The following is a 20,239-nucleotide window of genomic DNA, read 5'->3' on the forward strand; positions in this document are numbered from 1 at the left end:
CCCGATAGGATGAGCCAGCTTCCGAAGGGGCTCTGGATTGCGGGTTTCAGGACTATGCTTCCGAAACGCCACCAGCCGAGCACCCTTGCGGCGCCCTTGAAGGCCCGATGGCCCAACAATAATAAATAGGGGAAGGTCTATGAGTCGTTGCCGCCCGCCGGCGTTACGCAACACCGCGTTGCTGGCCACAGCACTCTCGCTGCTGGGCTTTGCCACGTTATCGGCACCTGTGATTGCCGCCGAGGCCCCGGCTGACGTGGTCTATGCCACCGAATCGGCCAAGGCCGCCAAAAGCCTCATTCTCGATGTCGTCCACGCTGGCGCGCGTCTGGTCGCGGTCGGCGATCGCGGGCACATCGTCTATTCCGATGACCAGGGCAAGACCTGGACCCAGGCCAAGGTGCCGACCCGGCAACTGCTCACCGCCGTGTATTTCGTCGACGACAAAAACGGTTGGGCCGTGGGCCACGACGCGCAGATTCTCGCCAGCGCAGACGGCGGTCTGACCTGGACCAAACAATTCGAAGACCTCGCACGCGAATCGCCGCTGCTCGACGTCTGGTTCAAGGACGCCAGCAGCGGCTTTGCCGTGGGCGCCTACGGCACGCTGCTGGAGACCACCGACGGCGGCAAGCACTGGGAAGACGTCAGTGATCGCCTCGACAACGAAGACCAGTTCCACCTCAACGCCATTGCCTCTGTGAAAGACGCCGGGCTGTTCATCGTCGGTGAGTCCGGCAGCATGTTCCGCTCCGCCGATGACGGCCAGACCTGGGAAAAACTCGAAGGCCCGTACGAAGGTTCACTGTTCGGCGTGATCGGCACGGCGCAAGCGCAGACCCTGCTGGCGTACGGCTTGCGCGGCAATCTTTATCGCTCCACCGATTTCGGCAGCAACTGGGAGCAGGTCGAACTCAAAGCCGCACGCGGAGCGCTGGAGTTCGGCCTGTCCGGCGGCACGCTTCTGGAAGACGGCTCGATCGTCATCGTCGGCAACGGCGGCTCGGTGATCAGCAGCAGCGACAACGGCGAAACCTTCAGCGTGTTCAACCGCCCGGATCGCATTTCGCTGTCGTCGGTCACCGCCGCCGGCAACGGCAACCTGATTCTGACCGGGCAGGGTGGTTTGCACATCACCCAGCCAAACGGTGCCGAGACCAATAACAAGAAGGCGGGGCTATGACTTCCTTGATCACTCCTCAGCAGGAAAAGGCGACGGTTCTCGAGCGCCTGATCTTCAACAACCGCCCGGCCGTGATCCTGATCTGCCTGGTGGTGAGCATTTTCCTGTTCTGGCAGGCCACGCTGATCCGGCCGTCGACCAGTTTTGAAAAAATGATCCCGCTGCAGCATCCCTTCATCGAAAAGATGATGGAACACCGCAACGATCTGGCGAACCTCGGCAACACCGTGCGTATTTCGGTGGAAGCCACCGACGGCGACATTTTCTCCAAGGAGTACATGGAGACCCTGCGCCAGATCAACGACGAAGTGTTCTACATTTCCGGCGTCGATCGTTCCGGCCTCAAATCGCTGTGGAGCCCGAGCGTACGCTGGACCGAAGTGACCGAAGAGGGTTTCGCCGGCGGTGAAGTGATTCCGCAGAGCTACAACGGCTCCCAGGACAGCCTCGATCTGCTGCGCAACAACGTGCTCAAGTCCGGCCAGGTCGGACGTCTGGTGGCCAACGACTTCAAGTCGAGCATCGTCGACATCCCGCTGCTCGAGGCCTATCCGGACCCGCAGGATCAGGGCAAGTTGCTGGCGCTGGACTATCGCCAGTTCTCCCATGAACTCGAAGACAAGATCCGCAACAAGTTCGAAGCGCAGAACCCCAACATCAAGATCCACATCGTCGGTTTCGCCAAGAAGGTCGGTGACCTGATCGACGGTCTGGTGATGGTGGTGCTGTTCTTCGGTGTCGCCTTCGTCATCACCCTGATTCTGCTGCTGTGGTTCACCAACTGCCTGCGCAGCACCATTGCGGTGTTGAGCACGACGCTGGTGGCGGTGGTCTGGCAGCTCGGCTTGATGCACTTCTTCGGCTTCGGGCTCGACCCGTATTCGATGCTGGTGCCGTTCCTGATTTTCGCCATCGGTATTTCCCACGGCGTGCAGAAGATCAACGGTATCGCCCTGCAATCCAGCGAGGCCGATAACGCCCTGACCGCTGCACGACGCACCTTCCGGCAGTTGTTCCTGCCGGGGATGATCGCGATTCTGGCCGATGCGGTGGGCTTCATCACCCTGCTGATCATCGACATCGGCGTGATCCGTGAACTGGCGATCGGCGCGTCCATCGGCGTTGCGGTGATCGTGTTCACCAACCTGATCCTGCTGCCGGTGGCGATTTCCTATGTCGGCATCAGCAAACGCGCGATTGCCAAGAGCAAGAAGGACGCCAACCGCGAGCACCCGTTCTGGCGCCTGCTGTCGAACTTCGCCAGCCCGAAAGTCGCACCGATTTCGGTAGCGCTGGCGCTGATCGCCTTCGGTGGCGGCCTCTGGTACAGCCAGAACCTGAAGATCGGCGACCTCGACCAGGGCGCGCCGGAACTGCGTCCGGACTCGCGCTACAACAAGGACAACAACTTCATCATCAGCAATTACTCGACCAGTTCCGACGTGCTGGTGGTGATGGTCAAGACCAAGGCCGAAGGCTGCTCGCGCTATGAAGCCATGGCGCCGATCGATCAGCTGATGTGGAAGATGCAGAACACCGAGGGCGTGCAGTCGGCGATCTCGCTGGTGACCGTGTCCAAGCAGATGATCAAGGGCATGAACGAGGGCAACCTGAAATGGGAAACCCTGTCGCGCAACCCGGACGTGCTGAACAACTCGATCGCCCGTGCCGATGGCCTGTACAACAACAGTTGCTCGCTGGCGCCGGTGCTGGTGTTCCTCAACGATCACAAGGCTGAGACCCTCGATCGTGCGGTGAACGCGGTGCAGGAATTCGCCAAGGAAAACAACAAGGACGGCCTGGAATTCATCCTCGCTGCTGGTAACGCCGGGATCGAAGCAGCGACCAACGAAGTCATCAAACAGGCTGAGTTGACCATCCTGATTCTGGTGTACATCTGCGTGGCGGTGATGTGCATGATCACCTTCCGCTCCTGGGCTGCAACCCTGTGCATCGTCCTGCCGCTGGTGCTGACCTCGGTACTCGGCAACGCGCTGATGGCGTTCATGGGCATCGGCGTGAAAGTCGCGACGCTGCCGGTGGTGGCGCTGGGCGTGGGGATTGGTGTGGACTACGGTATCTACATCTACAGCCGCCTGGAAAGTTTCCTGCGTGCCGGGCTGCCGTTGCAGGAAGCCTATTACCAGACGCTGAAGTCCACCGGTAAAGCGGTGCTGTTCACCGGCCTGTGCCTGGCGATCGGCGTGTGCACCTGGATCTTCTCGGCGATCAAGTTCCAGGCCGACATGGGCCTGATGCTGACCTTCATGCTGCTGTGGAACATGTTCGGCGCGCTGTGGCTGTTGCCAGCGCTGGCGAAGTTCCTGATCAAGCCGGAGAAACTGGCGGGGCAGAAGGGTAATTCGTTGTTTGCCCACTGATCTGAAGGCCTGAAACGACAAAGCCGCAACCTTGAGGGGTTGCGGCTTTGTTATTTTTGAACCAGGCGCCGATTCCCCTGTGGGAGCGAGCCTGCTCGCGAAGGCAGAGTGTCAGACAGCACAAATGTCACAGGCAGACCGCTTTCGCGAGCAGGCTCGCTCCCACAGGCCAATCTTCAGCTCTAAGTGAGCTCAGCACCCAGCACCACACTCAACGCACTGCGCGCATCATCCAGCTGCACCAGCGTCGCATGCCTGGCACCCAGCGCGTCGCGATTTTCAATTGCCGTCAGAATCGCCTTGTGCCTGGGCAACGCCAGTTCATGCAGATTCGGCCGTTGATTGGAATGCTTCAACGCCTCGGCGATCGCTACCGCCAACATGTTGCACAGGTTCGCCAGCAGGTCGTTGTGCGTGGCATCGGCAATGCGGCTGTGGAAGTCCAGGTCCGGCTGCAACAGCGCTTCCGGGGTCGGCGCGGCTTCCATGCGTTGGTAGGCTTCGTTGATCGCGGCGATGTCGGCATCCGTCGCATGCTGAGCGGCGAGGGCGGCGGCGGCCGGTTCGATGATGCTGCGCACACTGGTCAGCACGTTGAAGAATTCATTCTGCGGGCTGCTTTGCATCAGCCAGTGCAGCACGTCCGGGTCGAGCATGTGCCACTCGCGGCGCGCCTTGACGACCGTGCCCACGCGCGGTTTGGAATACACCAACCCCTTGGCCACCAGCACTCGAGTCGCTTCGCGCAACACCGGCCGACTGACCGCGTACTCCTCGCAGAGCAGGGCTTCGGCGGGCAGTTTGTCGTCGGGCAAAAAGCGTCCGGAGACGATCTGCATGCCCAGTTCCTGGACGATGCGCGAGTGCATGCTTTTACGGTCGGAAGGTTTGCGGTAATCCATGGGGAGTGGCGCGATCCTGAGCGATGGAGATGCCGCGCATCATAGCAGGCACGGCACAATCTTGAGGTAGACAATGATCGTTCCCACGCTCTGCGTGGGAATGCCTCAAGGGACGCTCCGCGTTCCAGCTCTGAAAGGGACGCGGAGCGTCCCGGGCTGCATTCCTACGCGGAGCGTGGGAACGATCAGTGGGGGGGTCAATGGGAGTGACGCGGAACCTCGGCACCACGGCAACCGACCAGGAAGTCAAAGTCGCAACCCTGATCTGCCTGCAGCACGTGGTCGATGTACAACTGACGATAACCGCCCACCAACAACTGCTGCGGCGCTTGCAGATCAGCCATGCGTGCGGCCAGTTCAGCATCCGGAATGTCCAGATGCAAACGGCCGCTGGCGCAATCGAGTTCGATCCAGTCGCCTTCCTGCACCGCCGCCAAAGGCCCGCCCGCTGCCGCTTCCGGCGCGACGTGCAGAACCACCGTGCCATACGCCGTGCCGCTCATCCGTGCGTCAGAAATGCGCACCATGTCGGTCACGCCTTCTGCCAGCAGCTTGGCCGGCAGGCCCATGTTGCCGACTTCGGCCATGCCCGGATAACCCTTCGGCCCGCAGTTCTTCATCACCAGAATCGAATCCTTATCGACGTCCAGCTCCGGATCGTTGATCCGCGCCTTGTACATGTCGAAGTTCTCGAACACCACCGCGCGCCCGCGATGTTGCATCAGTTCAGCAGTGGCGGCGGAGGGCTTGAGTACCGCACCCAGCGGCGCCAGATTGCCGCGCAACACGCAAATGCCGCCGTCGGCGCGAATCGGATTGTCGAGGGTGCGGATCACTTGGTCTTCACCGTAGATCGGCGCGTCCTTGGTGTTCTCGCCGATGGACTTGCCATTGACGGTCAGCGCGTTCGGGTTGGGGATCAGATTGGCTTCACCCAAGCGGCGCAGTACCGCTGGCAAGCCACCGGCGTAGTAGAACTCTTCCATCAGGAAACGCCCGGACGGTTGCAGGTCGACGATGGTCGGCATGCCGCGACCGATGCGCGTCCAGTCGTCCAGGTCCAGCTCGACGCCGATGCGCCCGGCGATGGCTTTCAAGTGGATCACGGCGTTGGTCGAACCGCCGATGGCAGCGTTGACGCGAATGGCGTTCTCGAAGGCTTCCTTGGTGAGGATCTTCGACAGTTTCAAATCTTCGCGAACCATTTCCACCGCACGCATGCCGGACATGTGCGCCAGCACATAACGGCGTGCATCCACAGCCGGAATCGCCGCGTTGTGCGGCAGCGAAGTGCCCAGCGCTTCAGCCATGCACGCCATGGTCGACGCGGTGCCCATGGTGTTGCAGGTGCCCGCCGAACGCGACATGCCGCCCTCGGCTGCGAGGAAGTCATCGATGGTGATGGTGCCGGCCTTGACCTGTTCGCTGAGCTGCCAGACCACGGTGCCGGAACCGATGTCCTTGCCTTTGTGCTTGCCGTTGAGCATCGGCCCGCCGGTGACGACGATGGCCGGCACGTCGCAACTGGCCGCGCCCATCAGCAGTGCTGGAGTGGTTTTGTCGCAACCGGTGAGCAGCACTACGCCATCGATCGGGTTGCCGCGAATCGCTTCTTCAACGTCCATGCTCGCCAGGTTGCGGGTGAGCATGGCCGTCGGGCGCAGGTTCGATTCGCCATTGGAGAACACCGGGAATTCCACCGGAAAACCCCCGGCCTCGATCACCCCGCGTTTGACGTGCTCCGCGATCTGGCGGAAGTGCGCGTTGCACGGAGTCAGTTCCGACCAGGTATTACAGATGCCGATGATCGGCTTGCCGTGGAACTGATGGTCGGCGATGCCCTGATTCTTCATCCAGCTGCGGTACATGAAGCCGTTCTTGTCGGCCGTGCCAAACCATTGGGCGGAGCGCAGGGTGGGTTTCTTATCAGACATGATCGATTCTCTTATTGTAAGACTATTGTTTGCGAGCTGACGCTTAATCTAAGCTCAAAATCCGCGCTTTGGAAGTGTTGTTGGGTAATTAGTATTACTATATAGTCGTTTTTGACGGAGGGATGGCCCTGGCTGTTTCGGCGAGAGGCGTCCCCCGAGGTTCTATAAAAACAACAATCGGAGACCGATCTCATGAGCCAGGAATTGCGGCTTGTCCGGCGCATCACACTGAAACTGATTCCCTTCCTGATCCTGCTGTACCTGATCGCCTATGTGGATCGCTCCGCCGTCGGCTTTGCCAAGCTGCACATGGGCGCCGACATTGGCATCGGCGACGCCGCCTATGGCCTCGGCGCCGGGCTGTTTTTCATCGGCTATTTTCTTCTCGAAATCCCCAGCAACCTGATGCTCGAACGCTTCGGCGCACGGCGCTGGTTCGCGCGGATCATGATCACCTGGGGCGCGATCACCATCGGCATGGCCTTCGTGCAAGGGCCGCACAGCTTCTATGTGATGCGCTTTCTGCTCGGCGCGGCGGAGGCGGGCTTCTTCCCTGGTGTGCTGTACTACATCACCCAGTGGTTCCCGGTGCGCCATCGCGGCAAGATCCTCGGCCTGTTCATCCTCTCGCAACCCATTGCGATGATGATCACCGGTCCCGTGTCCGGCGGTTTGCTGGGCATGGACGGCATCCTTGGTCTGCACGGCTGGCAGTGGCTGTTCATCGTCATCGGCACCCCGGCAATCCTGCTGACATGGCCGGTGCTGCGCTGGCTGCCGGACGGCCCGCAGCAAGTGAAGTGGATGGATCAGGCGGAAAAAGACTGGCTGACCGGCGAGCTGAAAAAGGATCTGCAGGAGTACGGCCAGACCCGCCACGGCAATCCATTGCATGCGCTGAAAGACAAACGCGTGTTGCTGCTGGCGCTGTTCTATCTGCCAGTGACCCTGAGCATTTATGGCCTCGGCCTGTGGCTGCCGACGCTGATCAAACAGTTCGGCGGCAGCGATCTGGTCACCGGTTTCGTTTCTTCCGTGCCGTACATTTTCGGGATCATCGGTCTGCTGATCATTCCGCGCAGCTCCGATCGTTTGAATGATCGCTACGGCCACTTGGCGGTGCTCTATGTGCTCGGTGCGCTGGGCCTGTTCCTCAGTGCCTGGCTGTCGCTGCCGGTGGCGCAACTGGCGGCGCTGTGTCTGGTGGCATTCGCGTTGTTCTCGTGCACAGCGGTGTTCTGGACCTTGCCCGGGCGTTTCTTTGCTGGCGCCAGTGCGGCGGCGGGGATTGCCTTGATCAACTCGGTGGGCAACCTCGGCGGCTACATCGGGCCGTTCGTGATCGGCGCGTTGAAGGAATACACCGGCAATCTGGCTTCGGGGCTGTATTTCCTCTCGGGCGTGATGGTGTTCGGACTGATTCTCACCGGCATCGTTTATCGCGTTCTGGAACGCAAGCATGTGCTGCCCGTCGACCAGTTCGCCGCCAGCGCCCGTGGCGCGACCCGAACCTGACACCTATGGATCAATTACCACCCCTGTGGGAGCTGGCTTGCCAGCGATGACGGCGGCACATCCAACATTGATGTGTCAGACAGGTTGCTATCGCTGGCAAGCCAGCTCCCACAGGGTTTTGCGGTGTTTCGGAATTTTGGATAAAGGAGAGGACATATGCATCTGGTTCAATTCGAATTACCCAACGGTGAGCGCCGTGTCGGCGTGGTCGGCAACGGTCAGGTCCGCGAAGTGCAGGACGCGCGGAGTGTGCGCGATCTGGCTCTGTCCGCGATCGAAGCCGGCAGCTCCCTTGAGCAGCAAGTGCAAAGCCTCGGCTTCGGCGCCAGCCACGACTACGCGCAGTTGCTCAAAGACCTGCGCATCCTGCCGCCACTCGATCACCCGGACCCGGCGCACATGCTGGTCAGCGGTACCGGCCTGACCCATTTGGGTAGTGCCTCGGCGCGGGACAAGATGCACCAGCAGGCCGGCGATGAATCGGCGATGACCGACACCATGCGCATTTTCAAATGGGGCGTAGAGGGTGGCAAACCGGCGGCGGGGCAGGCCGGCGTGCAACCAGAGTGGTTCTACAAGGGCGACGGCAGCATCGTCGTGCGTCCGGGGCAGCCGTTCCCGCTGCCGCCGTTCGCCGAAGATGCCGGCGAAGAGCCGGAGATGGCCGGCCTGTACATCATTGGCAACGACGGCAAGCCGTATCGCCTCGGTTTTGCGGTAGGCAACGAGTTCTCCGACCACGTCATGGAGCGCAAGAATTACCTGTACCTGGCGCACTCGAAATTGCGCAGTTGCAGTTATGGTCCGGAACTTCGCACCGGTGAATTGCCTCAACACCTTGCCGGCACCAGCCGAATCCTGCGTGACGGCGAAGTGCTCTGGCAGAACGAGTTCCTCAGCGGCGAGGCCAACATGTGCCACAGCCTGGCGAACCTCGAATACCACCACTTCAAATACAGTCAGTTCCTGCGTCCGGGCGACGTGCACATTCACTTCTTCGGCACTGCGACCCTGTCGTTTGCCGACGGCATCCGCACCCAGCCGGGCGACACGTTCGAAATCAGCCAGGGCGACTTCGGCGCTCCGCTGGTCAACGGTATCGCACCGGTCAAAGCGGCTTTTGAACCGGACAGCATCGGCACCCTTTAAGGAGATCCCATGACTCAGATTCTCGGTCACAACTACATCGGCGGTCAGCGCAGCGCCGCCGGCACCGTCAAACTGCACTCGGTCGACGCCAGCACTGGCGAGGCCCTGCCGCACGATTTCATTCAGGCAACGGCGGAAGAAGTCGACGCCGCCGCCAAGGCCGCCGCTGCGGCTTACCCAACGTATCGCAGCCTCAGCGCCGAACGTCGCGCGCAGTTCCTCGACGCGGTTGCCGATGAACTCGATGCGCTTGGCGACGATTTCGTCGCCGTGGTCTGCCGCGAAACCGCGCTGCCGGCCGCTCGCATTCAGGGCGAGCGCGGTCGCACCAGCGGGCAGATGCGTCTGTTCGCCAAAGTCCTGCGTCGCGGTGATTTCTATGGCGCACGCATCGATCTGGCCTTGCCGGACCGCCAACCGCTGCCACGTCCGGATCTGCGCCAATACCGCATCGGCCTCGGCCCGGTTGCGGTGTTTGGTGCGAGCAACTTCCCGCTGGCATTCTCCACTGCCGGTGGCGATACCGCAGCAGCACTGGCCGCCGGTTGCCCGGTGGTGTTCAAGGCGCACAGCGGCCACATGGCCACCGCTGAACTGGTCGCCGACGCGATCATTCGTGCAGCGGAAAAAACCGGCATGCCTGCCGGCGTGTTCAACATGATCTACGGTGGCGGCGTCGGCGAATGGCTGGTCAAGCATCCGGCGATTCAGGCCGTTGGTTTCACTGGCTCGCTGAAGGGCGGTCGCGCTTTGTGCGACATGGCCGCTGCACGTCCGCAACCGATCCCGGTGTTTGCCGAGATGTCGAGCATCAACCCGGTCATCGTCCTGCCCCAGGCACTGGCCACGCGCTCGGAAACCGTCGCGCGCGACCTTACCGCTTCGGTGGTGCAGGGTTGCGGTCAGTTCTGCACCAACCCGGGTCTGGTCATCGGTATTCGCTCGCCGCAGTTCAGCGCGTTTGTAGAGCAGGTCGCCGCTGCGATCGGTGATCAACCGGCGCAAACCATGCTCAACGCCGGCACCCTCGGCAGCTATGGCAAAGGCCTGGAAAAGCTTCTCGCGCACAGCGGCATCGAGCATCTGGCCGGTAATCCGCAGCAGGGCAACCAAGCGCAGCCGCAGCTGTTCAAGGCTGATGTCAGCCTGTTGATCAACGGTGACGAAGTGCTGCAGGAAGAAGTGTTCGGCCCGACCACGGTAATCGTCGAAGTGGCCGATCAGGCACAACTGACCGCAGCGCTGCACGGCCTGCACGGTCAATTGACCGCGACGATCATTGGTGAGCCGTCTGACTTCGAGCAATTCGCCGAACTGACGCCACTGCTGGAACAGAAGGTCGGGCGCATCCTGCTCAACGGTTATCCGACCGGTGTCGAAGTGTGCGATTCGATGGTGCATGGCGGGCCGTACCCGGCGACGTCCGATGCGCGCGGCACCTCGGTGGGCACGCTGGCGATCGATCGCTTCCTGCGTCCGGTGTGCTTCCAGAACTACCCGGACAGCTTGCTGCCCGAACCGCTGAAAAACGCCAACCCGCTGCGGATTCAGCGCCTGGTGGATGGCAAGCCATCGCGAGAGGCGATCTAGCCAGCACCGTAATTTCCTGTGTCTTGATCGTTCCCACGCTCTGCGTGGGAATGCAGCCCGGGACGCTCTGCGTCCCACTGGAACGCGGAGCGTCCCTTGAGGCATTCCCACGCGGAGCGTGGGAACGATCAGATCAAAAGATCGCAGCCTTCGGCAGCTCCTACACAAGGGGCAGGGCGCCATGGGCTATCATTGGCCCTTTCCCCCCTAGAAAGACTGTTTGCCATGACTGCCCAAACCCTTCTCAACGCCCTCGAACACTGCGGTATGGTCGAAATCGATGGCCTGCACGCCTTCGAATTCGCCCTCGACGAGGACGATAACCTGCACATCGAATGCATCGATGGCCGTGAAGCCAAGCACTGGGAATTCACCCCGGCGCAGGTCGCGGCGGCGACGTTCGATGAGACGCTGCAGAGCTGGCTGATCGTCGGTTACGCCAGCGACACCAAGACCACGGGCGAGCATCGTCTGGTGTGCCTCGGCGACGTAGTCAGCAGCAGCGACGATGAGGATGACAATAATGAAAATGCGTAACTTCTGGCCTTTGCTGATGGCCGGCAGCGTCGGCGCGATGGGGCTTTCCAGCGCCTCTGCCGACACCTTGCAGTTGCTGGTCGGCTCGTACACCGCCGGTTCCAGCCAAGGCATCTACCGCATGCAGTTCGACAGCGCCACCGGCCAGATCGACGCCAAGCCGCTGCAAGTGGTCAAGACCGAAAACCCTTCGTGGCTGACCCTCTCGAAAGACCAGAAGCGCTTGTTCGTGGTCAACGAAAACGGCCCGGGCCAGACTGACCCGGTCGGTCGTGTCAGCAGCTTCGCCATCGACCCGAAGACCCACGCGCTAAGCCTGATCAATCAGGTGCAGAGCCTGGGCAACGAGCCGACCCACTCCAGCCTCAGCGCTGACGCCAAACACCTGTTCGTCAGCAACTACTCGGTGATGGAAGATCCGGGCGGCACCCTGGCGGTATTGCCGGTCGATGCCGACGGCCAGCTGAAACCGGTGGTGCAGATGAGCGGGCACCCGGCGAGTCGGGTCAACCCTGAGCGCCAAGCCTCGAATCACGTGCACTCGACGGTGTCGTCACCGGACGGTCGTTACGTGTTCTCCAATGATTTGGGCGCGGACAAGGTGTTCATCTATCAATACGACCCGAAGGCCAACCCGCACTTGCCGCTAACCCCGGCGAAAACCGCCTCGGTAGCCTTGCCGGCCGGTAGTGGCCCGCGTCATCTGCTGTTCAGCGCTGACGGCAAGCACGCATGGCTGACCATGGAGATGAGCGCGCAGGTTGCGGTGTTTGACTACAACGACGGCGTACTGACCCAGACGCAACTGGTCGATCTGGCGGCGGGCCAGCCAACCTCGGACAAGGCCGGCGCGGCGCTGCATGCCTCGGCTGATGGGAAGTTTCTCTACGTGAGCAATCGCGGCACGGCCAATCAGCTCGTAGTGTTCGGCATTGATCCAGCGACCGGTCAGCTCAAAGAGCTGCAAAAGCGTTCGGTCGAGGGTGATCACCCGCGCGAGTTTGCTCTCGATCCGAGCGGTAAATTCGTCTTGATCGCCAACCAGAAGAGCAACCAGATTGTCGTCGTTGAGCGCGATGCCAAGACCGGTCTGCTCGGCAAAACCGTGCAAAAACTGCCGATCGACGCGCCAAGCGATCTGAAATTCCTGGTGCGACAATAAGCCACAGGCCCCGGTCTGCGGGGCCTGCATCGTTGTATTAATTGCACTGATATCGGCTAATGCTACAAAAGATTTCAAGCGAGTAACCCTCGAGCGTTACGTTTGTTTCACAGCCCGACCGGGCAAACCAAGCAAACGAACACGAGGGTTACCGCCATGAACTTCAATCTCTTCTCCGTCATCGCCGCTTCCGCCATTTCTGCCACCGTGGTATTGCCAGCCGGTGCCAACGTCGAAATCGCCAGCAAAAAATCCCACACCCAGAGCTACACCCAGAAATACCTGCAACAAAGCGCCAACTTCTACGCCGCGCTGGATCACAAAACCCAAGCCTGAAATTCCCGTCTCCTGAAAAGGGCTGTCGAAGGCTGCGATTTACGTCAAAGATCGCAGCCTTCGACGGCCCTTTTTTGCGCGCGCTCAACACCACCGATTGTTCCCACGCGCTAAGTTTTTGATCGTTCCCACGCTCTGCGTGGGAATGCCTCTAGGGACGCTCCGCGTTCCATGGGACGCGGAACGTCCCCGGCTGCATTCCCACGCAGAGCGTGGGAACGATCGTACGATCAGTAAGAGGCATTACTTTGCGCGTGGGAACGATCAGTGGTGCGCGGCATTCGGTCATAGGTTTCTTCAAGCGAGGGAATAGAGCGGCTAAATAATCAACGAAGCTGATGTTCACCATTGCAAACCCTGAGTGGTTACCCCGGCTTTTTTGATTGATTCTGTGGCCATCGAAACCTTTGCCCACGGAGAACACCATGGCCAGCGCAATCCTCACTTCCGCCAAACGCGGCGCCTACCTGGCCATCGGTCTGTACCTGGCCGTGGTGCTGTTCGTCAGCATCGGCGCACAGATGGAACACAGCTTCGACGCTCCGATCGACGTCGCCCACCCCGGCATCCAGTTCGAACTGCGCTCGCAAAGCGCAATGGTTGACCGGGCCGAACTCGCAGGAGTCGGCGGCGCATGAAAGGCTACAGACTCTGGGTCATCGCCAGCCTTGCGCTGATGACCAACGGCGCTTCACTGTTGGGATTTGGCCAGGGCTCGGTGGGCGGCTTGGCTCGGGCGATAGAGGCCAACCACAACATCGCGCACAACATTGAACGAGCCAACACGCTGGGGCTGATGGCCGGCAATCCGCCGGTCAAGGTGGCGGTCGATTTCCTCGGACCGTTCGAAGTGGATTGCATGGCACTGGGCATGTGTAACGCCCTGGCGTAGACAGTGATCGTTCCCACGCTCTGCGTGGGAATGCAGCCCCGGACGCTCTGCGTCCCTCCAAAGCCGAACGCGGAGCGTCCGTTGAGGCATTCCCACGCGGAGCGTGGGAACGATCAATCGGGTTACTTCTTCATGATTGAAGTGAACAGCTCGGATTCGAGCAAGCGCTGTAACCAGGCTTGTAAGCGCACATAAGGCGTCTGCGCGAACCACTCGCGATCAACATGAGCGAACTGGCGCACGAAGGGCAGCAGGGCGATGTCGGCGAGGCTCGGATGATCGGCCAACAAATAAGCGCGGCCTTCGAGTAGCTCATCCAGTTTCTGCAGAAACAACGCACCTTCAGCTCGATAAGCCTCCATCGGCTGCTCAGGGTAGCGCTCGGCGTACTTGTAGCGATTCAATGCCGATTTGAAAATCTGATCATTACCCTCTATCAGTTTTTCCATCCACAGCGCTGCGAACGAATCCCCGGCCAGCAACCAATCATCCGGATCATTCTTCGCCAACGCCCAGCGCATGATCTGCAGACTCTCATCAATCACCACGCCATCGGCATTCAGCACCGGCACCGTGCCTTTGGGCGAGAGCGCGAGCATTTCCGCCGGCTTGTTCTTGAGGCTGACCTCAACGATCTCCACCGGCACGCCCGCATAGCGCAGGGCCATTCGCGCACGCATCGCGTAAGGGCAGCGGCGGAAGGAATACAGCGTGTTCATTTCACCTCCAGCGTGCTCAAACCATTGCCCTGGCGCCGCACCTGAATCTGCACCGGGATGCGTTCGTGCATTTCCTGCACGTGGGAAATCACCGCCACCTTGCGCCCCTGCGCCTGCAAGCCATCGAGCGCGTCCATGGCCAGTTGCAGCGATTCCGGATCGAGGCTGCCAAAGCCTTCGTCGATAAACAGCGATTCGATTTTCAGCGTGCTCGACGCCATTGACGCCAGACCCAGCGCCAATGCCAGCGATACGAGGAACGTCTCGCCGCCGGAAAGCGAATGCACTGAGCGCAGTTCGTCGCCCATTTCCGTGTCCATCACCAACAGGCCGAGCATGCTGCCGCCGCGTTTGAGGCGATAGCGTTTGACCAGTTGGCGCAGCTGCGCGTTGGCGTGATGCACGAGCAAGTCGAGGTTGTAGGCCTGAGCGATCTTGCGGAAGGTGTCGCCGGTCGCCGAGCCGATCAAGGCACTGAGCCGCGCCCAGCGCTGGTACTCGGCGTAGGCCTCGGCGATCTGCTGGGCCAGCGCCTGATTGGCGTTCTGCCGGCGCTGGTCTTCAACCTGTTCGGCGCGCAATTCGGCGCAGTGCTGCTCGCTGACGGAGAACTCGTTTTGCAGCTCGGCGAGGGCGCTGTCGAGCTGTTCGGCGTCAAGAGTGCCGTCCTGCCGGGCCTGATGATCGAGCAGTCGCTGATCGCGCTCCTGCAACAAGACCTGGGCCTGTTCGATGGCTTTTTCGTTGTGCTGAAGGGTCTGGCGTAGCTCAGCGACTTGGGCGTCGTCAACGCTCAACAAGTCTTCCAGGCCGCCGTCATCCAGTTCCGGATGGCTGGCGCGCCACTCGGCGATCTTGTTGGCGAGCGCCTGGTCTTCAGCTTCCATCGCCTGCAAGCGTTCCTGCTGCGATTTGAGTTCTGCAGCGATTTGCACAAGCTGTGTGCGCACGCTTTGCAGCTCCTCAGCGGTGCTGGTTTCGGCACTGCGCGCCTGTTCCACCGTGTGTTCCAGTTGCTGCTGCCAATGCTCGGCGCTGCTGTGCTCGCCCAGTAACTGCGCGAGTTTTTCCTGACAGTTTTGCTGTTGCTCGGTCAACGCCGTGAATTGCTGCTCGGCGCTGTGCAGTTGCTGAGTGCGCAGCTGCTGGCGATCCTGCTCTTTCTCCAGCGTTTGTTGCCGTTGCTGCTGTTCGCTCAGTTCTTCCTTTTGCTGCTCGAGCTGGGCCAAACGCTCGGCGATCTGCCGGTCCAACTGCATGAACGTTGCCGCCGGCTCAAGGCGCAAGGCCTCGAGCGTGTCGGCGGGCAACAGCGGGTCGAACGCGGCGAGTTCTTCTTCAAGGCGCTGACGGTCGCTGTTGAGTTCATGCTGCTGATGGCTCAGCTGTTGCGTCGCTTGCTGATGCGCCACTTCGGCCTGACGCAATTGTTGCGACAGGCGCGCGGCGTCCTGTTGCAAGGTGAGCAGGGCGCTTTGCCGTTGTTCGTCCTGAGTGATGCTCTGGTTCAACTGCTCGGTCTGGCGGCTGAGCCAAGCGTCGCGTTTGTCGGCGTCCTGATTGAACAGTTGCGCGGCCAGCGGATGCGCGTCGAGGCTCGGCGCCAGGGCCTGTTGCTGCGCCGCCAGTTGTTCCTGTTGCTGGAGGAGCTCTTTCTGTTGTGCGATCACGCCACCGACTTCGCCGCGCAGTTCGATCAGTTTTTCCTTGAGCTGATCGACCACTTGCTGGGCGCTGGCCTGCTCGCTTTCATCGTGCCGGCCAAGGCTTTGCAGCAACGCTTCGGGCTGATGATAGGGATGCTCGTTGCTGCCGCAGACCGGGCACGGCTGATCGTCCTGCAACTGCGCGCGCAACTCTTCGACACTGGCACTGCGCGCCAGCCGCTGCCGTTCGAGCAGTTCGCGAGTGACGCTGAGGGTCTGCTCGGCGACGGTCAGTTCGGCCTTGGTTTTCACCCCGTCCTGGGTCAGGCGTTCGCGTTGCTGCTGCGCGTCGAGCTGGCGTTGTTGCAACTCGGCGCTGCGCTTGTCGAGATCCTGCTGAGACGCCCACAAGCGCGACAGGTCTTCGATTGCGCGCAGCTGTTTGCGGTTGTCCTGCAGCAAGGTGCCGAGCAGGCCGATCTGTTCGGCCACCGCATCGGGCTCGGCGCCGGCCTCTTTGAACAGCACTTCCAGCTGCTGTTTGTGCGAGGCCAGTTGCTCAGCACTGCGCGCGGCGTTCTGTTCGAGGGAGGCCAGTTCGCTCTGGCCCTTGTTCAAGCGGTTGCCGATCAGCATCAGCTGTTGCAGACGATCGCGATAGGCGCTCCAGGCATCGCTCAATGGCGCCAGATGCGCACTCTGCTCAAGCTCGCTGGCGATGCGTTGCAAACGCTCGGCGACCTCAGCCTGTTTTTCCTGCAAGGCCTGAATTGCGCTTTGGCCGTCCTTGAATGCTTGCTCGGCTGCTTGCCGGGCTTCGGCGCTGCTGGCGGTGTCCTTGATCAGGCGGGCGAGGGTGCTTTGCTCTTCGAATGCCTGACGCAGCAACGGCGCGTTTTCGCTCTGGCGATGTTGTGCTTCGCTCAGAGCGACTTTGGCTGCGTCGAGGTTCTGTTCCAGTTGCGTCTGGCGTTCACCCAGCGCCGCGTGTTGTTGGGTGTGTGCACCAATCTGCGCCGCCAGTGGCGTGAGCAGCGCATCGAGCTCGGCCTTGCGCGCGAACTGATGGCGTTGCGGGCCAAGCTGTTCCAGACGCGTCAGTTTCACTCGCTCGCCGGCCAGTGCCTGCCATTGCTGTTGCGCGTTTTGCAGTTGTTCGCTGGCGGCTTTTTGCGCGTCCTGCAACAGACGCAAATCCTTCAGCCAACTGTGTTGTTGCTCAAGCTGTTTGAGCTGCGCCTGTTGCGCCTTCATCTGTTGCTGCGCGGTGTTGAAGCGCTCGTCGAGTTCGGCGCGGGCTTCCGGTGCCAGCGGCGTCACGCCGGTGGCCTGATCCTGCAACAGTTTGTGCGCTTCGCGGGCCTCTTTGGTCTTGTCGAAGGCGCGGCGGCCGAGGCGGGTGTACAGCGCGGTGTCGGTGAGTTTTTCCAGCAGTTCACTGCGGTCGTTATCGTCAGCCTTGAGGAACGCGCTGAACTCACTCTGCGCCAGCAGCACAGCGCGAGTGAACTGTTCAAAGTTCAGGCCCAGCGCGGCTTCCAGCTGGGTTTTGTATTCGCCTTTCTGGCTGGCGAGCAGTTGATCCTGATCGATATCGCGCAGGCTCTGCCGACTGGCCTGGAGTTTGCCGCCAGCCTTCTCGCGAGCACGATTGGCTTCCCAGCGCGCGCGATAGCGGCGGCCATCGACGCCGACAAAATCCACTTCGGCATAGCCTTCACCGGTGCCGCGTCGCAGCAAGGTGCGCGGGTCGCCAGTGGCGATCTCTCCGTCAGCGTCGGGGACTTTGGCATCGCGACCGGTGTTGTTCAGGCGCGGCACGGCGCCGAACAGCGCCAGACACAAGGCATCGAGCAGGGTACTTTTGCCGGCGCCCGTCGGGCCGGTGATTGCGAACAGGCCGGCGCTGGCCAGCGGTTCAGCGGTGAAATCAATCTCAAACGGCCCGGCCAGCGAGGCCAGGTTCTTCAAACGAATGGCGAGAATCTTCATGGCTGCTCGCCCTCCAGTTGCACGTCCTGCAGCAGTTCGGCAAAGTCCTTGAGCGTCTGGTCGTCGACCTCGCTGCCGTAATTGTCGAGCCAGGCGCGGCTGAACAATTCCTGCGGGGTGAGCTGGTCGAGTTCGATCAACGTGCTGCCGTCATCGCTGCCATCGGCGCCACGATTGCCGGCGTATTCAGCGGCGATGCGCACCAGTCGCACGGCTTTGCCTTGCAGTGCGGTTTCCACTTGATGGCGCAGATCCGGTTGCGGCTCATCCAGGCGCACGCGCACTTCCAGCCATGGCTGGCGCTGGGTTTCGGCCAGCAGATCGATGCTCGGCAAGTCGGCCAGTTGCAGCAGGATCTCGGCCAGCGGCGCGGGGCCAATGCGTTGCAGATTGACCGAGCGCGGGATCAATTTCGGCTCGACGCTGACCAGAGTTTCACCGTCCAGGACCACATCGAGAATCTGATGCTGATAACCGATTTCGGAGAACGACAGCGGAATCGGCGAGCCGCTGTAGCGGATGCGCTCCTCGCCGTTGACCTTCTGCGGCTTGTGCAAATGGCCGAGGGCGACGTAACTGATGCTTTCGCCGAACAGGCTGGCGGGCAGCGCTTCGGCATTGCCGATGATCAGGCTGCGCTCGGAATCCTCCGACACCGAACCCCCGGCCATGTGCGCGTGGCTGATAGCGATCAACGCCTGACCGGGCTGGCGCTTGGCATTCGCCGCCGCGATCAGCCATTCATGCACCTGACCGATGCCGCGCAGATAGTTGTCACCCAGATGCGCGCCAGTGACTTCCGCCGGGCGCAAGAACGGCAGCGCCAGACACCACGCGGCGATTTCACCGGTTTTATCCGGCAACGGCAGCAACAGCCGTTCGGCGTCCAGTTGCCCGTCATCCAGCCACAACACCCGACCCAGCGCATGGGTGCGCAAACGCCGCATCAACGGCGCGGGCAATTCGATCCGTGAGCCGGAATCATGGTTGCCGGCAATCATGACGATGGTCAGCAGCGGCTGCTGTTCGTGAGCGCTGACGATGAAGTCGTAAAGGCGTTCCTGAGCTTTGACCGGCGGATTGACCGTATCGAAGATGTCCCCGGCGATCAGCAGCACATCCGGCTGCGCCAAGTGCAACTGGCGCAGCAGCCATTCGAGAAAACACGCGTGCTCGAAATCGCGCTCCTGGCCGTGCAGGTTTTGCCCAAGGTGCCAGTCGGAGGTGTGGAACAGACGCAAGGTGGACTCCGCTACAGAAAAGAGGTGATGGCCGCAGATGAAATGAGGGCGGCGAAAGAGGGGAGAGTTTACAGATTATTGCGCCGGTGGGGCTTGTCCCAGCGGAACGCCGCAGGGCATTTCGACGATTCGCTCGTTGACGCCCATACAGCGGCTACCTAATATCGAGCCATCGTATTGATGTCATCTCAGTCGCAAGCGTTACGTCCAGTCTTCAGCGTTATTCGATAAGGCTGACGGCGGAAGATCGGGTGCGGAGCCAATGCAATGCAAGTGATCAACTGTATACCCTTGGTTATCGACACAGAACCCTTCGACACATGGAAGCAGCAGTGGTCGAATCAGGAAGGCCTGGATATTCATTCGTATATCAATGACCAATGCCACCCGGAACAGATATTGATGTTTTCCACGTTGCTGTTCCCGACGTTCATCGTGTCTGAGGGAGGCGTTTTCCTCGAGCGAAATTTTTCACACGAAGCGTTCGCGCGCTGCGTGAACCTTGCCGCTGGCGACATGGCGGAGGTTGAGCGGCTTATGAATTATGTGAAGATTTATGATGTTTTTGGCCAATACGGAAATGGTGTATCGCCCAGAATATTTTTTCAGCTGTGCGAGATGATCGGGTTTGCCTGGCGAATGGTGTTGAAGGAGAAATTCCGGGACACATTATTCACTGTCGAGGTGTCGAACTCGGATGAGGATTACGGCCCGGTGGTTACGTTCTATCAGGTGAAACAATGATTGATCCCATTCCCAACGCTCGCTGATAAAAAGATTTTTGTCTTGATGTGCTCGCCTCAAGACCGTGGGCGAGCAATTACGTTTCTTGAGTTGAGCCACCAATACAATGCCTAAATTTTCCTGCGTGTGCGGTCAGATAATCAATTTGTCTCATGGTACGTCCGAGTCCGAGTTTTCAATGGTTGCCGAGCGAAAGATAGATGAGCTGGGTGCTGCCTTGGCAGATCGTTGGTTGTCTGAGGAAGAGTTCTATCAGCAGATAGGTGCGAGTGCTACTGCTGTTTATCGCTGCAATAAATGCGAACGACTACATATT

Annotated in this window: 16 protein-coding genes; 11 read left to right on the top strand and 5 right to left on the bottom strand. The window is 60.7% G+C overall.

Going from position 1 to position 20,239, the window contains the following annotated elements; translation table 11 throughout:
* Positions 1–139 precede the first annotated feature (139 nt).
* Both ACMYUN_RS26420 and ACMYUN_RS26425 read left to right on the top strand, forming a co-directional pair.
* Positions 140–1,183: a WD40/YVTN/BNR-like repeat-containing protein gene (locus tag ACMYUN_RS26420; protein ID WP_039763908.1), complete on the top strand. Its 1,044-nt coding sequence runs from the start codon at positions 140–142 to the stop codon at positions 1,181–1,183.
* Positions 1,180–3,564: an efflux RND transporter permease subunit gene (locus tag ACMYUN_RS26425; RefSeq protein ID WP_024013186.1), complete on the top strand. Its 2,385-nt coding sequence runs from the start codon at positions 1,180–1,182 to the stop codon at positions 3,562–3,564. The genes ACMYUN_RS26420 and ACMYUN_RS26425 overlap by 4 nt, the downstream gene beginning before the upstream one ends.
* A gap of 182 nt (positions 3,565–3,746) precedes the next feature.
* On the opposite strand, the gene ACMYUN_RS26430 is transcribed toward ACMYUN_RS26425, so the two are convergent.
* Positions 3,747–4,466 (bottom strand): FadR/GntR family transcriptional regulator, encoded by a 720-nt coding sequence (locus tag ACMYUN_RS26430; protein WP_016775009.1) that lies wholly within the window; start codon positions 4,464–4,466, stop codon positions 3,747–3,749.
* A 197-nt stretch (positions 4,467–4,663) separates the two neighbouring features.
* Positions 4,664–6,400 (bottom strand): IlvD/Edd family dehydratase, encoded by a 1,737-nt coding sequence (locus tag ACMYUN_RS26435; RefSeq protein ID WP_415762240.1) that lies wholly within the window; start codon positions 6,398–6,400, stop codon positions 4,664–4,666.
* A gap of 192 nt (positions 6,401–6,592) precedes the next feature.
* On the opposite strand from ACMYUN_RS26435, the gene ACMYUN_RS26440 reads away from it, so the two are divergent.
* The 8 genes from ACMYUN_RS26440 (at position 6,593) to ACMYUN_RS26475 (ending at position 13,581) form a co-directional block, all read left to right on the top strand.
* Positions 6,593–7,915 (top strand): MFS transporter, encoded by a 1,323-nt coding sequence (locus tag ACMYUN_RS26440; protein ID WP_024013183.1) that lies wholly within the window; start codon positions 6,593–6,595, stop codon positions 7,913–7,915.
* Between the two features lie 156 nt (positions 7,916–8,071).
* Entirely contained in the window at positions 8,072–9,064 is a 993-nt protein-coding gene (araD1, locus tag ACMYUN_RS26445; protein WP_415762242.1) for an AraD1 family protein, read from the top strand.
* A 9-nt stretch (positions 9,065–9,073) separates the two neighbouring features.
* Positions 9,074–10,654 carry an aldehyde dehydrogenase (NADP(+)) gene (locus tag ACMYUN_RS26450; protein ID WP_415762243.1) on the top strand — a complete coding sequence of 527 codons (1,581 nt, stop codon included), beginning with the start codon at positions 9,074–9,076 and terminating at the stop codon, positions 10,652–10,654.
* Positions 10,655–10,879: 225 nt separating this feature from the next.
* Positions 10,880–11,191, top strand: coding sequence for a DUF5629 family protein (locus ACMYUN_RS26455; protein ID WP_130911253.1), 312 nt, complete (start codon positions 10,880–10,882; stop codon positions 11,189–11,191).
* On the top strand, positions 11,178–12,353 hold the full coding sequence (locus ACMYUN_RS26460) for a lactonase family protein (protein WP_415762244.1): 1,176 nt from the start codon (positions 11,178–11,180) through the stop codon (positions 12,351–12,353). The genes ACMYUN_RS26455 and ACMYUN_RS26460 overlap by 14 nt, the downstream gene beginning before the upstream one ends.
* Before the next feature lie 156 nt (positions 12,354–12,509).
* Complete coding sequence (locus ACMYUN_RS26465) at positions 12,510–12,689, top strand: hypothetical protein (RefSeq protein WP_016775003.1); 180 nt, start codon at positions 12,510–12,512, stop codon at positions 12,687–12,689.
* Between the two features lie 425 nt (positions 12,690–13,114).
* Positions 13,115–13,327 (top strand): hypothetical protein, encoded by a 213-nt coding sequence (locus ACMYUN_RS26470; RefSeq protein WP_039763920.1) that lies wholly within the window; start codon positions 13,115–13,117, stop codon positions 13,325–13,327.
* A complete protein-coding gene (locus ACMYUN_RS26475) occupies positions 13,324–13,581 on the top strand; it encodes a hypothetical protein (RefSeq protein ID WP_039763921.1) in 258 nt (85 codons plus the stop codon). Before ACMYUN_RS26470 ends, ACMYUN_RS26475 begins: the two co-directional genes overlap by 4 nt.
* A gap of 122 nt (positions 13,582–13,703) precedes the next feature.
* On the opposite strand, the gene ACMYUN_RS26480 is transcribed toward ACMYUN_RS26475, so the two are convergent.
* Genes ACMYUN_RS26480 through ACMYUN_RS26490 form a run of 3 tightly spaced genes read right to left on the bottom strand, consistent with a single transcriptional unit; the run spans position 13,704 to position 19,179 of the window.
* A complete protein-coding gene (locus ACMYUN_RS26480; protein ID WP_415762245.1) occupies positions 13,704–14,300 on the bottom strand; it encodes a glutathione S-transferase in 597 nt (198 codons plus the stop codon).
* Complete coding sequence (locus ACMYUN_RS26485) at positions 14,297–17,938, bottom strand: AAA family ATPase (protein WP_415762246.1); 3,642 nt, start codon at positions 17,936–17,938, stop codon at positions 14,297–14,299. The genes ACMYUN_RS26480 and ACMYUN_RS26485 overlap by 4 nt, the downstream gene beginning before the upstream one ends.
* Positions 17,935–19,179, bottom strand: coding sequence for an exonuclease SbcCD subunit D C-terminal domain-containing protein (locus ACMYUN_RS26490; protein ID WP_415762247.1), 1,245 nt, complete (start codon positions 19,177–19,179; stop codon positions 17,935–17,937). The genes ACMYUN_RS26485 and ACMYUN_RS26490 overlap by 4 nt, the downstream gene beginning before the upstream one ends.
* A 267-nt stretch (positions 19,180–19,446) precedes the next feature.
* On the opposite strand from ACMYUN_RS26490, the gene ACMYUN_RS26495 reads away from it, so the two are divergent.
* Complete coding sequence (locus ACMYUN_RS26495) at positions 19,447–19,923, top strand: hypothetical protein (protein WP_415762248.1); 477 nt, start codon at positions 19,447–19,449, stop codon at positions 19,921–19,923.
* The last annotated feature ends 316 nt before the right edge of the window (positions 19,924–20,239 follow it).

Source organism: Pseudomonas sp. CP4 (genome assembly GCF_047758505.1).
Lineage (GTDB): Bacteria > Pseudomonadota > Gammaproteobacteria > Pseudomonadales > Pseudomonadaceae > Aquipseudomonas > Aquipseudomonas fluorescens_AO.

Coding starts and splice junctions, on each gene's coding strand:
- ACMYUN_RS26485 (WP_415762246.1), bottom strand. CDS start 17,938: ATGAAGATTCTCGCCATTCGTTTGAAGAACCTGGCCTCGCTGGCCGGG.
- ACMYUN_RS26440 (WP_024013183.1), top strand. CDS start 6,593: ATGAGCCAGGAATTGCGGCTTGTCCGGCGCATCACACTGAAACTGATT.
- ACMYUN_RS26495 (WP_415762248.1), top strand. CDS start 19,447: ATGCAAGTGATCAACTGTATACCCTTGGTTATCGACACAGAACCCTTC.
- ACMYUN_RS26430 (WP_016775009.1), bottom strand. CDS start 4,466: ATGGATTACCGCAAACCTTCCGACCGTAAAAGCATGCACTCGCGCATC.
- araD1 (WP_415762242.1), top strand. CDS start 8,072: ATGCATCTGGTTCAATTCGAATTACCCAACGGTGAGCGCCGTGTCGGC.
- ACMYUN_RS26435 (WP_415762240.1), bottom strand. CDS start 6,400: ATGTCTGATAAGAAACCCACCCTGCGCTCCGCCCAATGGTTTGGCACG.
- ACMYUN_RS26480 (WP_415762245.1), bottom strand. CDS start 14,300: ATGAACACGCTGTATTCCTTCCGCCGCTGCCCTTACGCGATGCGTGCG.
- ACMYUN_RS26470 (WP_039763920.1), top strand. CDS start 13,115: ATGGCCAGCGCAATCCTCACTTCCGCCAAACGCGGCGCCTACCTGGCC.
- ACMYUN_RS26460 (WP_415762244.1), top strand. CDS start 11,178: ATGAAAATGCGTAACTTCTGGCCTTTGCTGATGGCCGGCAGCGTCGGC.
- ACMYUN_RS26455 (WP_130911253.1), top strand. CDS start 10,880: ATGACTGCCCAAACCCTTCTCAACGCCCTCGAACACTGCGGTATGGTC.
- ACMYUN_RS26425 (WP_024013186.1), top strand. CDS start 1,180: ATGACTTCCTTGATCACTCCTCAGCAGGAAAAGGCGACGGTTCTCGAG.
- ACMYUN_RS26450 (WP_415762243.1), top strand. CDS start 9,074: ATGACTCAGATTCTCGGTCACAACTACATCGGCGGTCAGCGCAGCGCC.
- ACMYUN_RS26475 (WP_039763921.1), top strand. CDS start 13,324: ATGAAAGGCTACAGACTCTGGGTCATCGCCAGCCTTGCGCTGATGACC.
- ACMYUN_RS26465 (WP_016775003.1), top strand. CDS start 12,510: ATGAACTTCAATCTCTTCTCCGTCATCGCCGCTTCCGCCATTTCTGCC.
- ACMYUN_RS26420 (WP_039763908.1), top strand. CDS start 140: ATGAGTCGTTGCCGCCCGCCGGCGTTACGCAACACCGCGTTGCTGGCC.